Origin of the sequence: Eubacterium multiforme (assembly GCF_030813415.1) — a bacterium.
GTDB lineage: Bacteria > Bacillota > Clostridia > Clostridiales > Clostridiaceae > Clostridium > Clostridium multiforme.
In genome coordinates this window covers 252,841-269,663 of record NZ_JAUSUF010000001.1, presented here as the reverse complement: position 1 = coordinate 269,663, position 16,823 = coordinate 252,841, and the positions used below count along the sequence as shown (strand labels likewise).

The 16,823-nt window shown below is 24.7% G+C and carries 11 protein-coding genes and 1 CRISPR repeat array; of the genes, 10 read left to right on the top strand and 1 reads right to left on the bottom strand.

The window, feature by feature from the left end; genetic code table 11:
- Window positions 1-421 precede the first annotated feature (421 nt).
- From J2S18_RS01250 to J2S18_RS01240, 3 genes are read left to right on the top strand one after another with little or no spacing between them, the layout of a single operon-like run.
- Window positions 422-907 carry an NADH-quinone oxidoreductase subunit NuoE family protein gene (locus J2S18_RS01250; RefSeq protein ID WP_370873747.1) on the top strand — a complete coding sequence of 162 codons (486 nt, stop codon included), beginning with the start codon at window positions 422-424 and terminating at the stop codon, window positions 905-907.
- Window positions 908-916: 9 nt separating this feature from the next.
- The gene (locus tag J2S18_RS01245) at window positions 917-2,806 is read left to right on the top strand and encodes an NADH-ubiquinone oxidoreductase-F iron-sulfur binding region domain-containing protein (RefSeq protein WP_307482188.1); all 1,890 of its coding nucleotides are present in this window, start codon (window positions 917-919) and stop codon (window positions 2,804-2,806) included.
- Between the two features lie 13 nt (window positions 2,807-2,819).
- A complete protein-coding gene (locus J2S18_RS01240) occupies window positions 2,820-4,553 on the top strand; it encodes an NADH-dependent [FeFe] hydrogenase, group A6 (RefSeq protein WP_307482186.1) in 1,734 nt (577 codons plus the stop codon).
- Between the two features lie 330 nt (window positions 4,554-4,883).
- Here the strand turns inward: J2S18_RS01240 and J2S18_RS01235 are convergent, their stop codons facing one another.
- A complete protein-coding gene (locus J2S18_RS01235) occupies window positions 4,884-6,020 on the bottom strand; it encodes an NAD/NADP octopine/nopaline dehydrogenase family protein (protein WP_307482182.1) in 1,137 nt (378 codons plus the stop codon).
- Window positions 6,021-6,407: 387 nt separating this feature from the next.
- Between J2S18_RS01235 and J2S18_RS01230 the strand changes: the two genes are divergently transcribed.
- The 7 genes from J2S18_RS01230 (at window position 6,408) to cas3 (ending at window position 16,803) form a co-directional block, all read left to right on the top strand.
- Window positions 6,408-7,031 carry an Rv1352/Rv1906c domain-containing protein gene (locus J2S18_RS01230; RefSeq protein ID WP_307482180.1) on the top strand — a complete coding sequence of 208 codons (624 nt, stop codon included), beginning with the start codon at window positions 6,408-6,410 and terminating at the stop codon, window positions 7,029-7,031.
- A 273-nt stretch (window positions 7,032-7,304) separates the two neighbouring features.
- A CRISPR array of direct repeats spans window positions 7,305-9,308; the repeat unit is 30 nt; unit sequence GATTAACTTCAACAAGAGTTGTATTTAAAT.
- A 320-nt stretch (window positions 9,309-9,628) separates the two neighbouring features.
- A complete protein-coding gene (locus J2S18_RS01225) occupies window positions 9,629-9,841 on the top strand; it encodes a hypothetical protein (protein ID WP_307482177.1) in 213 nt (70 codons plus the stop codon).
- Window positions 9,842-9,874: 33 nt separating this feature from the next.
- Window positions 9,875-10,567 carry a CRISPR-associated endoribonuclease Cas6 gene (gene cas6 / locus J2S18_RS01220; protein ID WP_307482175.1) on the top strand — a complete coding sequence of 231 codons (693 nt, stop codon included), beginning with the start codon at window positions 9,875-9,877 and terminating at the stop codon, window positions 10,565-10,567.
- 15 nt (window positions 10,568-10,582) lie between these two features.
- Window positions 10,583-12,343 (top strand): type I-B CRISPR-associated protein Cas8b/Csh1, encoded by a 1,761-nt coding sequence (locus tag J2S18_RS01215; RefSeq protein WP_307482173.1) that lies wholly within the window; start codon window positions 10,583-10,585, stop codon window positions 12,341-12,343.
- A 6-nt stretch (window positions 12,344-12,349) separates the two neighbouring features.
- A complete protein-coding gene (locus J2S18_RS01210; RefSeq protein WP_307482171.1) occupies window positions 12,350-13,312 on the top strand; it encodes a type I CRISPR-associated protein Cas7 in 963 nt (320 codons plus the stop codon).
- 4 nt (window positions 13,313-13,316) lie between these two features.
- Window positions 13,317-14,105: a type I-B CRISPR-associated protein Cas5b gene (cas5b, locus tag J2S18_RS01205; RefSeq protein WP_307482169.1), complete on the top strand. Its 789-nt coding sequence runs from the start codon at window positions 13,317-13,319 to the stop codon at window positions 14,103-14,105.
- Window positions 14,106-14,169: 64 nt separating this feature from the next.
- Window positions 14,170-16,803 (top strand): CRISPR-associated helicase Cas3', encoded by a 2,634-nt coding sequence (cas3, locus tag J2S18_RS01200; protein ID WP_307482164.1) that lies wholly within the window; start codon window positions 14,170-14,172, stop codon window positions 16,801-16,803.
- Window positions 16,804-16,823 lie beyond the last annotated feature (20 nt).

Here is a 16,823-nt window from a genome sequence, read left to right as displayed (position 1 = left end):
TGACAAAAAAAACACAATGATTTATAGGAGATTAATTAAAATATCACAAATTAAATGAAATTTTATTAAAATAATATTTCATTATCAATATGATAATATATGTAAAATATTGATTGAAACAGCTTTGAAAAAAATAATTATCATTATTATAAACTTTGAATATACTAATATATGTTAAAAAAATAACGTATTTTAGTACTATGGTGTAATAAATAGAATATTTTGAAAAATGATAGATAACAAAAGTAAATCATGCAAATTAACAAAAATTCAAAAAGTGATATAATTTATTTATAGAAGTTAAAATTTAGTTTTCTTAGGGGGAATATTTATTACAAATTAATAAAATTTAAAAAAGATTTAAATTAATATTTACTTTAAAAGTTTGATTAAAAAATAATTAAGAAGGAAGGGAATGTATGTGTGTACAAACTGTAGTGATTGTGTAAAGTTTAAGGAATTAAATGAATTTATAGAAGCTCAAAATGAAGAATTTAAAGAATCATTATTAATTTCAGTTTTACATAAAGCTCAACAAATTTATGGATATTTAAGTGAAGATGTACAAAAATTTATTGCAAAAAAACTAGAAATACCCGAATCTAAAGTATATGGAGTTGTAACTTTTTATTCCTATTTTACAACAGAGCCAAAAGGAAAATATGTAATTAGTGTTTGTACAGGAACAGCATGTTTCGTAAGAGGATCTGGAGAAATTCTTGAAGAATTCAAAAATAAATTAGGAATAAAAGAAGGGGAAACAACTAAAGATAACCTTTATACCTTAGATATTTTAAGATGTGTAGGAGCTTGTTCAATAGCACCAGTAGTTTTAGTTAATGATAAAGTTTATGGTTATTTTAAAAAATCTCAAGTTGATGAAATCTTAAATGAATTTAAGGAGTGATAATTAGAGATGAATAAAATAAAGAATTATGAGGAATTATTAGAAATTAATAAAAAATATAAAGATATTATAGATTTAAGATATAGTGATGAAGATATTAAAGATTTAAATACAATAAAAGAAAGACAAATATTAATTTGTGGAGGACCAGGTTGTAAATCTGCTGATTCTTATGGAATAAAAGATGCATTAGAAGAAGAACTTAGAAAGAATCAAATAGCAGATAAAGTAAAGATTGTAATGACAGGATGTTTTGGATTTTGTTCAGAAGGTCCAGTTATTGAAATAGTGCCAGATAATGTATTTTATGTAAAGGTATCCAAAGATGATGCCAAAGAAATTGTAGATAAACATTTATTAAATGGAACAATTGTAGAAAGACTTTTATATGAAAATCCAAAAACAAATGAAAGAATTCAAAAGAAAAATGAAATTCCATTTTATAAAAAACAAGTAAAAATTGCTTTGAAAAACTGTGGAATTATTGATCCAGAAGATTTTACTGAAACATTAGGAGCTGGCGGATATAAAGCCATTGGAAAAGTATTAACAGAAATGACAAGAGAAGAAGTTGTAGAAGAAATTACAAAATCAGGACTAAGAGGAAGAGGCGGTGGAGGATTTCCAACAGGAAGAAAGTGGAATACAGCACTTCGAGCTAAAGGGGATATTAAATATGTTATATGTAATGCTGATGAAGGAGACCCTGGAGCTTTTATGGATAGAGCTATATTAGAAGGAGATCCACATAGCGTATTAGAGGCTATGGCAATTTGTGGTTATGCAACTGGTTCAAATCAAGGTTTTATTTATATAAGAGCTGAATATCCACTAGCAGTTAAAAGATTAAAAATAGCAATTGATCAAGCTAAAGAGGTTGGATTATTAGGTAAAAATATATTAAATACAGGTTTTGATTTTGATATAGAAATAAAATATGGAGCAGGAGCCTTTGTATGTGGTGAAGCAACAGCCCTTATTCATTCAATTGAAGGATTAAGGGGAGAGCCAACTATGAAACCACCACGTACTTCAGAAAAAGGATTATGGAAAAGACCAACTTGTGTAAATAATGTTGAAACCTTTGCTAATATTCCTTCAATTATTAATAATGGTGCTTCATGGTATAGTTCTATTGGAACAGAAAAATCTTCAGGTACTAAAGTATTTGCACTTGCAGGAAAAATTAATAATGTTGGATTAGTTGAAGTTCCTATGGGAATACCACTAACAGATATTATTTATGATGTAGGTGGAGGAATAAAGGATGATAAAAAATTAAAGGCTGTTCAAACAGGAGGACCATCTGGAGGATGTATACCAGAATCTCTTATAGATATTCCTATTGAATATGATACTTTAACAGAAATTGGTTCTATGATGGGTTCAGGAGGTATGATTGTACTAGATGAAAATAACTGTATGGTTGATGTTGCTAAGTTTTATTTAGGTTTTACAGTAGATGAATCCTGTGGAAAATGCACTCCTTGTAGAATAGGTAATAAAAGACTTTTAGAGTTATTAAATAAAATAACTGAAGGAAAAGCAAAGGAAGAAGACCTAATAAATATGGAAGAACTTTGTAATGTAATTAGAGATACATCTCTTTGTGGACTTGGAGTTTCAGCACCAAATCCTGTTTTAAGTACAATTCAATATTTTAGAGATGAATATGAAGCACATATAAAAGATAAAAAGTGTCCAGCAGGGGTTTGTAAGAATCTTTTAACTTACAAAATAACTGATAAATGTATAGGATGTACAAAATGTGCTAGAAATTGTCCAGTTAGTTGTATTACAGGAAAAGTTAAGGAAAAGCATGTTATAGATTTAGATAAGTGTATAAAATGTGGTACTTGCTATAACTCATGTCCAGTAAAAGCAATAGTAATTGAATAAAGAGGTGAGAGATATGAATACAATTAATTTAACTATAGATGGACAAATGGTTGAAGTAGAAAAAGGGACTTCTATATTAGATGCAGCTAAAAAAATAAATATAGAAATACCAACTTTATGTAATATGTATATGGGAACTGACAATACAAGAAATTGTAAGGGAACATGTAGAGTATGCTTAGTTGAACAGGAAGGAAAAGGCAAACTAATTCCATCTTGTGCAGTTAAGGCAAATGATGGAATGGTTATAAATACACATACAAGAAGAGTTATTGAAGCTAGAAGAACAATAGTTCAGCTTTTATTATCAGATCATCCAAAGGATTGCTTAAAATGTGATAGAAATGGTAATTGTGAACTTCAAGATTTAGCAGAACAGTTAGGAATTATAAGTAATAAATATGAAGGTGAAATGTCAGAATATGAAATTGATAATTCCTCAAATGTAATTGTAAGAGAAATGGATAAATGTATTTTATGTAGAAGATGCGTTACTATGTGTAATGAAGTTCAAAAGGTTAATGTATTAACACCTATTGATAGAGGTTTTAATACTGTAATATCTACATTTTTTAATAAACCTTTAGTAGAAACAGATTGTACTTACTGTGGACAGTGTGTAGCAGTTTGTCCAACAGGTGCTTTAAGAGAAGCTAGAAGTTATGATAAGTTATGGAGTATTTTAGAAGATAAAAATAAATATGTTATAGTCCAAACAGCTCCAGCAGTAAGAGTTGCATTAGGAGAAGCCTTTGGTTTTGAAGTTGGAGAAAGTATTACTAAAAAGATGGTAGCAGCTTTAAGATTATTAGGATTTGATGCTATTTACGATACAAATTTTGGGGCAGACTTAACTATTATGGAAGAAACTAATGAGTTTATAGAAAGACTTAAAGAAAAGAAAAATCTACCTATGTTAACAAGTTGTTGTGCAGCTTGGGTAAATTTTGTAGAAAGTAAATATCCAGAATTAATAAATCATTTATCTTCTTGTAAATCTCCACAGCAAATGTTTGGAAGTATAGCTAAAAGATATTTAAGTAAAAAATTAAATATTAAAGAAGAAGACATAGTTGTAGTTTCTATAATGCCATGCATTGCAAAAAAATATGAAGCAAACAGAGAAGAAATGACTAATGATGGAGTTAAAAATGTTGATGTAGTTATTACAACTAGAGAGTTTATAAAAATGATAAAAGAGGCTGGAATTAATATAAGAAATTTAAAAGATGATGAATTTGATAATCCTCTTGGAGAATCAAGTGGTGCTGGAGTTATATTTGGAGCTACAGGGGGAGTTATGGAAGCAGCCCTTAGAACAGCTTCTGAAATAATTACAGGTGAAACTTTAGAAAAGGTGGATTTTAAAGATGTAAGAGGCTTTAAAGGAATTAAGGAAAGTTCTATAAAAATAGATGGACAAGAAATAAATATTGCAACAGTTAGTTCCCTTGGAAATGCTAAAAAAATAATGGATGAAATAAAATCTGGGGAATCTAAATATGATTTTGTAGAAGTTATGGCATGTCCTGGGGGATGTATAAATGGTGGTGGTCAACCATTTAATAAGGCAAATGTTAATATGATTAAAAAAAGAATGGAGGGACTATATGCAGAAGATGAGAATAAAACTATTAGAAAATCCCATGAAAATCCTTCTATAAAAAAGGTTTATGAAGAATTATTAATAGAGCCAAATAGTGATATAGCCCATGAATTATTACACACTTATTATAAAGAAAAATAATGTATATGAGGTGTATTTATGGAAAAGAAACAATATATTTGTCCAAAGTGTGTATTGGACTTCTTATTAGGATAATATATTTAATTAATATTAATGCAGATTTTTTTAATATAAAATTTTAACAGAGAGAATTAATGAAAAATTTTCTTAGACTAGAAAAATAGTATAGATTTTAAGACCCTAAATAGATATTCGTTTTAAAGGAATTTATTTAGGGTCTTTTATTATATTATGGTAAATAATAAATATAATACTCTAGGCTTAAATTTATAGAAAAATATATATTGTTATATAGAGTTAAAATATTATATAGATATTTTAAATACTCTACTAAATTAAGCTTTTATAGTATTTAATAAGAGATTCTTTTGTGTTAATTCCTTTAGTTTGAGGTATTACAAGCTCAATTACATCTTTACCTTTTAATTTACCATTAATTAAATATTCTTTATTTAGTAAATTTTGTGCCCAGTATATTACTTTATCTACAGTTTTCGTTGGTATATTACAAATTTCTGCAAAAGCTTTTATTATACATAAGCCAAACTGAATGTCTTCTATAAAATATCTTGATTTTAAATCTGGAATATAAGAATCATTAATTTTTATCATTGGAGTTCTAATATCTTTAAAACCAGGTGCAGTTCTAATTTTGTTAGTTAGTTCATTAGGAGTTTCAATTTTGTATCTAGTTTTAATTTTCTCAAAATCCTCTGCTTCAAAATCATTAAATTCATTTAAAGATAAGAATATTTCCTTTAACTCTTCATCTAAATCTAATAAAGTTTTAGAGGCAAAATCTCCCCATTCCTCATAAAATAACGGGTTTTTATCATAAGTAATACCATCTTTATAATCTTTAAAAAGTTCGTATAGCCTTGATGGATGCATTGTAGGATTTGATGGTGACAATGTTATTGATAAATAGTTATCCAAAGGATAGCAATTAATATCTATTAAAGAAGTCATTGTATCACAAACAGTTTTTGAATATTTTTTTGGAATTACACTAAGTTTCATAAACTCATTTCTTTGCTTTAGTACAACACATTCACCATAAGATTCTAATCTTGTTATTGAAGGTACTCTTTGACTACCAAAGAATATACAATTTTTATTTAATAATTCATCAATGAAAAATTCCTTTCCACCAAAACCAGGAATAGCACCAATTATTGTATTACTATTTACATATTTTAAAATTTCATTTAAAGTTTTTTCCATCATAAAAGAAGGATGAGTTATTAAAATAAGTTCTGAATTTTTAACAACCTCTTCAATACTAGATGTAACACAATTTAATTTTACAGTGTGTTTTAAATTTTTTTCTTCTTCTATTAGTAATAAATTTTCCTTAAAAGATTGTGGCTTAGATGTGTGAATCCATACTTTATGATTACTTTTTGTTGATATATAGGTAGCTAAATAAGTTCCTATATTACCTGCTCCAATTATCCCAATGTTCATTTTCCCATTCCCCCAAATTTCAAATTTTATTAAATTAGAAAGATCATTTAAAAATATTTTATTCACATTTAATTCATCAAACATTAAAAGAATGTTCAAAATTAAAGGAATATAATTACGTATTATATCATAATTATTTAAAGTTTATAACCTTTTTATTTTAGAAATATAAACTTTATTGTAAAAATATAACTATTAATAAATAGTAAAGTATAATAATAAAATATTTCTTTTAAAGAATAATAATAAAGAATTAGGGAAAAAATTTATAACAAAATATAATATAAATTGAAAAAGTTTTTTCTAAGAGTATACTTGATAATTAAAGAGAACTTTCATTTAAATAGATTTAAATATTAAAATTAATATTTACTAGGAGGTAATTTGATGAAAAAGAAAGCTATATTAATAGTACTTAGTGTATTAATGGGAGCATCATTATTAGTTGGTTGCGGATCAAAGGATAATAAAGCTGCATCTAATACAGAGCAAACTGAACAAAAACAAGAAAATACTCAAAAAGAAGAATATAAAAGTGGATTTTATGAAGTTGGAAAAGATTTACCAGCTGGAGAATATGTAATAATTTCAGATAAGAACAATAAGCAAGCTGAAACTTCTATTGAAGTAACAAAAGATAGTAAAAAAGAGAATGAAATTTTTGATGAAAGTGTTTCAGGAAATATATATGTGACTTTATCAAAGGGTGAATACATAGATGTTAAGCATGGTGATATTTTTCCAATAGATAAAGCTCCATCAACAACACCTAAAGATAAGATTTATAAAGATGGTATGTTTAAAGTTGGAAGAGATATAAAGGCTGGAATTTATGAAGTAAAATCTACAGAAAAGGATAAAAATGATGATGCATATATAGAAATTTTTAAGGATAGTACTCATAGAAATGGTAGTGTAATTTCAAAGAAGGAATTTAAAAAGAGTACAAATGTAACATTAAAAGATGGTGAATATATTAAATTAGATGATGCTGAAATTGTTGTTAAGTAGTATAAATATAAAATAGAAAAGTTTAGATCCATTTGCAATTACTAATCATAAAGGTTTAACTAAGTTGATTAGTAATTGTTTTTTTATTAAATTATGTTTTACCAACCTAAGATTTTGTTGAAATGGATGTAACCCCTTGAAAATACTATGTTTATAAGGGATTTATTTTTATATTTTAAAAATTAGGGCGAGGTTGGTATAAAACTAGAGGATATATTGAATTTAGTGGGATTTGGATGTATTATAAAATATATGAATGGCTTAAATGCTATGGATTAACTTCAACAAGAGTTGTATTTAAATTCACATGGGACAATGGAATAGAGATTATAAAACAAAGATTAACTTCAACAAGAGTTGTATTTAAATTTTAGTGCTGTTTTATTTATAGTTACATATGGATTTGATTAACTTCAACAAGAGTTGTATTTAAATCAAATATAGTTTATAGCTTTATTTACAAATTGACTGATTAACTTCAACAAGAGTTGTATTTAAATGTCCTAGTGCCCCTGCCAAACAAACATAAAGGAAGATTAACTTCAACAAGAGTTGTATTTAAATAATGGAAAAGAAATGAAATTTGATAAATATAAACTAAGATTAACTTCAACAAGAGTTGTATTTAAATTAAGAACTTGATACAAATAAAATATACCTATTGCAAGATTAACTTCAACAAGAGTTGTATTTAAATTATTTTTAAATACTTCTTTTGTTGCAGATACTCCTAGATTAACTTCAACAAGAGTTGTATTTAAATTTTAAAATGACACAAAGCAACATATAATAAGAATTAGATTAACTTCAACAAGAGTTGTATTTAAATTTAAACACTTCATTTTCAGCTATTATTAATCTTTCATGATTAACTTCAACAAGAGTTGTATTTAAATAAATATAATTAGTGATATAGAAGATAGTGGATTAACTGATTAACTTCAACAAGAGTTGTATTTAAATAAATGTTTTACCAGTTTTAACAGGAGCTTTTGAAGATTAACTTCAACAAGAGTTGTATTTAAATAGTGAGGCTTATTGCAAAAGGTTTATATGATTTTATGATTAACTTCAACAAGAGTTGTATTTAAATTCTTTGTAATACAGTTAGCAAAGTGGCTAGCTGGGGATTAACTTCAACAAGAGTTGTATTTAAATAGCAGTTAAAGATTTAAGAGGGCCACAAGGACCTCAGATTAACTTCAACAAGAGTTGTATTTAAATAGGCTAAACAGAGGTGGAAACTTAGGACTATGGCAAGATTAACTTCAACAAGAGTTGTATTTAAATGATTGTTTTTTCTGGAACTTTGTTTAATTGTAAGGAGATTAACTTCAACAAGAGTTGTATTTAAATTTTGTATTAAATCCAGCACTTGCTAGATTTTCCATACCGATTAACTTCAACAAGAGTTGTATTTAAATTATCCTTCTTGATAATTGTAATAGAGTATATTATTAGATTAACTTCAACAAGAGTTGTATTTAAATACGGTGAAACGTCCCAACTTAACGTGCTGTGAAAAGATTAACTTCAACAAGAGTTGTATTTAAATCCAAACAAATTATAAGATGTAAACTGAATATAAACAGATTAACTTCAACAAGAGTTGTATTTAAATAATCTTAAAACGATATTAGCCAACTCCACAGTATCGATTAACTTCAACAAGAGTTGTATTTAAATTAGGCTGGATTTACAACTATACTACAATCGCTTATGATTAACTTCAACAAGAGTTGTATTTAAATCTAATTAAAGTTCCATCAACCTTATTACTTTCTTCTGATTAACTTCAACAAGAGTTGTATTTAAATTAGTTAGGTTCAACTCCACTGCTAGGGCACTTAACAGATTAACTTCAACAAGAGTTGTATTTAAATTTTTAAACACTCCTTAAAATTATTTTACTTGCTAAGGATTAACTTCAACAAGAGTTGTATTTAAATTTTAATCACCTTCTTAATTTTAGGCATAATAAAAGCGATTAACTTCAACAAGAGTTGTATTTAAATTTATTATAAGGACTATAAAAATTATTTGATAAAATAAGATTAACTTTAACAAGAGTTGTATTTAAATTCTGTTAGGTCTGTTATATTTATAGTTATATCTAGATTAACTTTAACAAGAGTTGTATTTAAATAAGAATATTAGTTTTAGCAAATGAGTATGCAAGGCAAGATTAACTTTAACAAGAGTTGTATTTAAATTTTTGTGCTGGATCCACTATGTCTGCTACATTAAGATTAACTTTAACAAGAGTTATGTTTAAATTTCTATAGTATAATATTAAAGCATTTAATTTATTAGTTAACAAATAATTAAAAAAATTAATCTAAAAAGCAATAACTTAATAAATAAAAGACAATGTTAAATAATAGTTTAAAATTAAAACGATTATTTAACTAAATATGTATTTACATTAAAATAAATTAGATTTACCATAAAAATGTAAACATTAACATAATTATGTTTTTAAATTTATTAATAAAAGAATGGTTTATTAATTAACAGTAACATGAGATGTTATTTATTTTATTATATATTATTACATAATCATTATTAATAAAAGAATAAGAATATGGAGGAATTATATGAAAAATAAATATAGTTTAAATCTAAAAAATTGTATAAAAAATGAATATAAAGATGGAAAAATGATAACTGAAATAAGTAATGAATACAACATACCAACATCAACCATAAATAATTGGGTTAAAAAAATAGAATTAGAAGAAGTTATTAACATTAAAAAAGAAAATGAAATATTAAAAAACTTATTACTAGTAATATTATTAAAAAATTAATTATAAATAGAATATTATAAAGGAGCTGGATTTATGCAAGTTTTTGAGTTGTCGGTAAAAGTTTATTTATTAAAAAATATATTAGAAAATGAAATATTATCTCAAGAAGGTTTTTTAATAGACTTGGTTTTAGGTAAAAGTGAAAACTTTTTAGAATTACACAAAAAAAATTGCTTTAAAAATTATTGCTTTAATGGATTTTATCCTTTAGAAAAGGACAAGGTTTATAAAGAAGATAATATTTATACATTTCAAATAAGAACCGTTAGTAAGGAATTAGCTATATATTTAGCAGAAGAACTTCCTAAAAATTATACAAAGTATTTAAAAGTTTTAAAGGTTGATGAAAAAATAATAAAGAAAAAGAATATATCTAAAATATATTCTATAACTCCATTAATTTTAAAGAATGAAGTAGGTTATTGGAAGGGTAATTATTCTTTAGAATACTTTGAAAATAGAGTTAAATCTAATTTAATTAAAAAATATAATAACTATACAGGAGAAAAAATAGAAGAAGACTTTCCATTATTTATAGCTATGGAATTTAAGAATAGAAAACCAGCAGCTATAAACTATAAAGGTAGAAAATTATTAGGAGATAAAGTTTCATATAATATAGCAGATGATGAGAAATCTCAAAATTTAGCTTATTTTGCATTAGGGGTTGGAGTTGGAGAATTTAATCCTAGAGGAGCAGGTTATATGAACTTTAGATACCTATAGAAAGGAGGGCAAAATATGATAAGTAAAGTTATGGACTCTATAAAATCTATTAAAAAAGATCATTTAGATGATGTAATATTAGATGGGTATGTACCAGCAGATGGAACATATATAATTATAGAGCCAGATGAAGCTGGTAATTTACATGAAACCTTTAGAACAGATATTTTAATAGATAAAAAGACAAAAACATTAGATAGAACAATAGATAAGTTTAGTCTTTTATGTAAATTAGATTATAATAGTAAGCTTATAGATATGAATAAACCAATAGATGGTAAAAAAATAATTCATAGTAATAATTATCTAAGTTTCTTCCTTAAAAAAGAAAGCTTAATTGAAGATAGTAAAACTAAGAAAAGAAAACTTACAGAAGAGATAATTGATAACTATTATAAAACATTAGAAAACCCATTAATTAAATATGAAAAGAAACCTAAAGCTAAAGCTTTATATTTAAATATAGAGGAAGAACTTGGAGAAGTTGATAAAGAAAAAATATTGCAAATAAAAAATTGGATTAAAGAAAATATATTTAATTTAAATATAGATTCAAGCAAAAATTATCTTAAGATATTTTTTCTTTATGATGAGGATAGTTTTGAAAATGAAAGTAAACGTTATCTAATACCTAATGTATATAATAATAATGATTTTAATATAGAAACTGAAGAGGGGATAATTGGACTTCCTAATGATAATATGGGATTAAATTCAAAAAAGCCTTATCTTGAAAATAAAACAAGAAAAGTTAAAGTACCTTATTTAATAAATCAAGAGGAAGTTTTATTACAAAAGAAGATTTTTGATTATTTATTTAATTTAGCATCTGAAGGTAAATATAACATTTATATAGGAGAGGACGATATAAAGGCTTTAAAGGATGGAGAAGCTTTAGAAAGAAACTTTAGTGGAATGTATTTAAGAATTAAAAAAGGTAAAGAAACTGAAATAATTGATTCTGATGTAATAGCAAATTATAGTCCATATTTAAAAACCTCCTTTGAATTTAAAAATGTTTTAGATATAGATACGGATACTTTATATAAGAACAAAAAAGAGGATGTTGAAGAATATGATAAGAAAATTAAATTAAGAGATATTGAAAGTCTTATTAATATATTTTTCTTTAATAGATTTTTAATTAAGAATTATTTTTCAGAGGATATTCCAATAAAGGAAGAGGCAATAAAAAGAGCATTACTAATGTCTAGAAATAAATTAGGTGAATGGTTTTATAAAGGAAACAATAATAATCTTTGGAATGTATTAAATAAATCAGCAGATTTAGTTATAAAATCAAATTTAGAAAATGGATATTTTATAAAAGCAATGAATGAATTTAATTTAAAGTATTCATTAAAAGAATACTTAGTGAAAGGTGATGAAAATATGGCAGATATTTTAAGTTCTATAAAGGATAATTTAAGAATTAAGATATTTGAAAAGGGTGATTCAAAAATAGATAATGACAATGAGTACTTTTTTGCAGTAGGTCAATTAACAGGATTTTTATTAGGTAAAAGTAAGGGTAAAAATAAACCTTTATCATTAGCCAATCCAATAATAAATGCTAAAAATAATGAACTTATAAAAAGAAAACTTCAACAATTATATATGAAATATAATTATGATTTAGAATTAGATAAAGACGTTAGATTTAAAAATTTATATTCAATGATTATTGGGTATGAAATTGAAGGAAACATTAATAAGGATTTAATTATTGCAGGATATTTAAGTAACAATATAATTTATGAAAAGAAGGAGAGTTAGGTAATTATGAATAAGAGAGTTTATGGAATAATTGGAATTTCATCAATAATGGCAAACTGGAATGCTGATTTTACAGGATATCCAAAGACTACTTCTGACGGGAATATATTTGGAAGTGATAAAGCACTAAAATATCCTATGAAAAAATCTTGGGATAATGCTGGAGAAAAGGTTCTTTATATAAAATCAATGAGATTTTCAGAAAATAAAAATGGAGAGGTTTCCTTAGTTCCAAGATCATTAAAAGAAAGATATGAGCAAATTTTTGAAGTGGAAAACTTGAAAGATGAAAAAGATGGAACAAAGGTTTTAAAAAATCTTTTTAATGCAATAGATGTTAAAAACTTTGGTGCAACATTTGCAGAGGAAGGAAATAATATTTCTATAACAGGTGCAGTGCAAATAGGACAAGGATATAACATATATGAAGATGCTGAAGCTGAAGAACAAAAAATTCTTTCACCTTTTAGAGATGCAAGTGAAAAACTTGATAAAAAGATTAAAAAAGAAGATAAAGAAGATGCAAAAAATTCAACTTTAGGTAGTAAAATTGTAACACCAGAAGCTCACTATTGCTATCCATTTGTTATAAATCCTTTAGCATATAAGGAATTTGTAGCTTTAGATTTAACTGATGGATACACAGAAGAGGATTATGAGAAATTTAAAGATGCAGCAATTTCATCAGCAACAGCTTTTGCAACAAATTCTAAGGTTGGTTGTGAAAATGAAATATCTATATTTATTGAAACTGATGAAACATTATATTTACCAAACTTAGATAAATACATTGAATTTATAAAGGGTGAAAATAAAAATATTTTTAAACTTAATTTTAAAGAAGTATTAGATGGTGTAGAAGATAGAATTAAAAGTATAGAAATTTATTATAATCCATTAACAGTAGAGGTTGAAGCTGATTTTGAAGGAGCTAAATACTACAATATTTTTAGCAAAAAAGAGGTGTAGTTAAATGCAGGCTTTAAAATTTACATTAAGGGGAAGTACAGCATTTTTCAAAAAGCCTGATGTTAATAGTTACCTTTATTTTACTTATGGGCATATTCATAAGGTTGCCCTTACAGGACTTTTTGGAGCAATACTTGGATATAAAGGTTATAACAGTATGAACTCATATTGTAAAAGGGGTAAAAAAGATAAAAAGGATAAAAACAATATAGATTTTCCAGAGTTTTATGAGAAACTTAAAGATTTAAAAATATCTATTGTCCCAAATAATGAAAATGGAATAGTAGATAAAAAAGTTAATATCTTTAATAACTCTGTTGGATATGCTTCAAAGGAGCAGGGTGGAAATCTTATTATAAAAGAACAATGGCTTGAAAACCCATCTTGGGATATATATGTGCTTTTAGATAATGAAGAAGCTATAAATGTTTCAGAATCTATATTAAATAACAATTATATATATATACCTTATTTAGGGAAAAATGATCATATGGCAGAAATAATACATCCAAGTTTAGAAGAATGCGAAAAGATAACTCATGCTAATTATATTCATAGTTTTTTTATAAAGGGAACGTATAAATTAGCAATAAATGATGAAGATGACGAAGAAGATGATGATGAGAAGAATATAAGGAATGTATTTAAATATGAAGAGAGGCTTCCTTTAAAACTTGATGCTGAAACTAATAAATATATATTAGAAGATTTAATATATACAAATAATTATTTAGAAGAGATAGATGGTAGTTTAAGCTATAAAGTTTTAAATAAAAATATTCAATTTATATAATTAATTTAAAGGAGGGTGAATATCCCTCCTTTAAATTTAAGTAAATATAAAAAAGGAGAAGGATATGTATATAGATTTAATTGATAAATTTAATATAGAAGATTTAATAAAAGAAGATTATAAAATTTTGGCACATATAAATGAAGAAAAAAATGATGAAACTTTAAGTTGTCATATTAATTTATGTAAAAAATATTTTAAAAAGATATTTGGGGATAAAGATCTAAAAAATATTTTTTCTAATTTTGAAGATATATTTTTAAAAGAATGTAGTAATGTTGAAAAAGATTTTTTTAAAGAAATGCTAATTTCAATAATAACAATGCATGATATAGGCAAAATAAATCCTATATTCCAAAAGAAAAAAATGAATAATAAATTGGATGTTGAAATTTCAAAAAATATTGATGATTCAAAGCATTCTATTTATTCTTCAATAATTTATATAGACCATTATTTTAAAAGAGCCTTAGAACTTAAAAAAGAAGGTTTAATTAAGAAAGAAAATTATTATAAGTTTTTAGCATTAATACTTTTAAATTCTTATATTATATCAAGACATCATTCAGGATTAGATTCTATGAAAGAATTTATTAATAAACTTTTAGAGAATTTTAATAAAGATAAAATTGATAAAATTAATTCTATAATAAATCCAGTTTATTTTGAAAATTTAAATCTAAGTGAAGTAAAAATAGATAAATTATATAGAAGATATAATAAATTTAAAAATACTTTAAGTGAAAATGATAGTAAATTTATAGCTGAAATAACTATATATACTTATGTAAGATTTATGCTTTCAATACTTATAGCCTGTGATTATTATGGAACAAGTGAATATATGAGTGGAACTAAAATAAAGAATATAGGGAAAATAGATAATATAAATACCTTTTATGATGATTTTAAAAATGGTGAAATATACAAATCAATAAGAAAATATGAAAAAGAAGAATATTCAAAAGATAAAGATTTATCAAATGTAAGTAACATAAATATTCTTAGAACAGAAATGTTTTTAGATGCAGAAAAAGAATTAGAAAAAAATTTAGATAAAAATATTTTTTACTTAGAAGCACCAACAGGAAGTGGTAAAAGTAATGTAGCAAATAATTTAGCTTTTAAACTTCTTGAAAAAGATAAAAAGTTAAACAAAATATATTATGTATATCCCTTTAATACATTAGTTGAACAAAATATAAGTATTTTAGAAGAAATTTATAAAAATAATGAGGAAGTGCTTAATAATATATCAGTTATAAACTCATTATTTCCTATTAAAATTCAAAACAATAAAAAGGTAAAAGAGAATGAAGAACAATCCTTTGAAAGTTTTGAAAAAGCTCTTTTAAATAGAGAATTCTTAAATTATCCAATGATTTTAACAACCCATGTATCTTTATTTTCTTATATGTTTGGAAGGAGAAAAGAAGATATATTCCCATTTCATCAACTTGCAAATAGTGTAATTATTCTAGACGAAATTCAAAGTTATAAAAATAAAATTTGGAGAGAAATTATAGAGTTTTTAAATGGATTTTCTAAAATATTAAATATAAAAATAATAATAATGTCTGCAACTCTTCCAAATTTAAATGATCTTATTATGGGAGAGAGTATATCACATTCATTAATAAATAATAGAGAAAAATATTTCAATAATAAGTTATTTAAAGATAGGGTAAAAATTAATTATGACTTAATAAGAGATAAGGAAGATATTAATGAAGAAAATGTATTTAATGATTTAGTAGAAAAAATAAAAGAGTATAAAGGTAAAAGAATATTAGTTGAATTTATTAAAAAATCTAGTGCTTATAAATTTTTTGATAGACTTAAAGAAGAAAAAGAATTTGGTGAAATTAATAGTGAAGTTAGACTTTTAACAGGAGATGATAATTCTGTTGAAAGAGAAAAAATAATAAATGAAATAAAGGGAAATAAAAAAAGGAAAGTAGATGGACTAAAAGATGTTATATTAGTGGCAACTCAAGTTATTGAAGCTGGAGTGGACATTGATATGGATATAGGATTTAAAGATTATTCTATATTTGATAGTGAAGAGCAATTTTTAGGAAGAATAAATAGATCCTGTCTAAAAGAAGATTCAATTGTATATTTCTTTAATTTAGATGTAGCAACTGCTATTTATAAAGAAGATGTTAGAAATAATGATGATGTAACACTTAAAAATAAGGAAATAAGAGAAATATTAGTAACTAAGGATTTTCCTAAATATTTTAAAAAAATAAATGTAAAGTTACTTAATAATACATCAAGGTATAACGAATTAAATACAGAAAGTTTTTTTAAAGAAGAGGTAGGAAATTTAAATTTTAAAAAAATTGAAGAGAAAATGAAACTAATAGATGATGATAAAAATGATATTCAAGTATTTTTAAATTATAAATTAGAAAAAGAAAGTAATGATGAAATAATAGGTAAAGAGGTTTGGGACGAATATAAAGATTTACTTATGAATAATTCAATAGGTTTTGCAGAGAAAAAGGTTAAGCTATCAGAAGTTAAAGCAAAAATGAATTATTTTATATACAGAATAAGAACAAAGGAATCATTTAATTATAATGATAGAATTGGAGAACTTCTTTATATAGAAGATGGAAATGAATATTTTGATGAGGATGGAAAGCTTAATAAAGAAAAATTTGAAAGTAAAATAGGAGAATTTATTTAATATTAAAGCAAAGGGTGAAA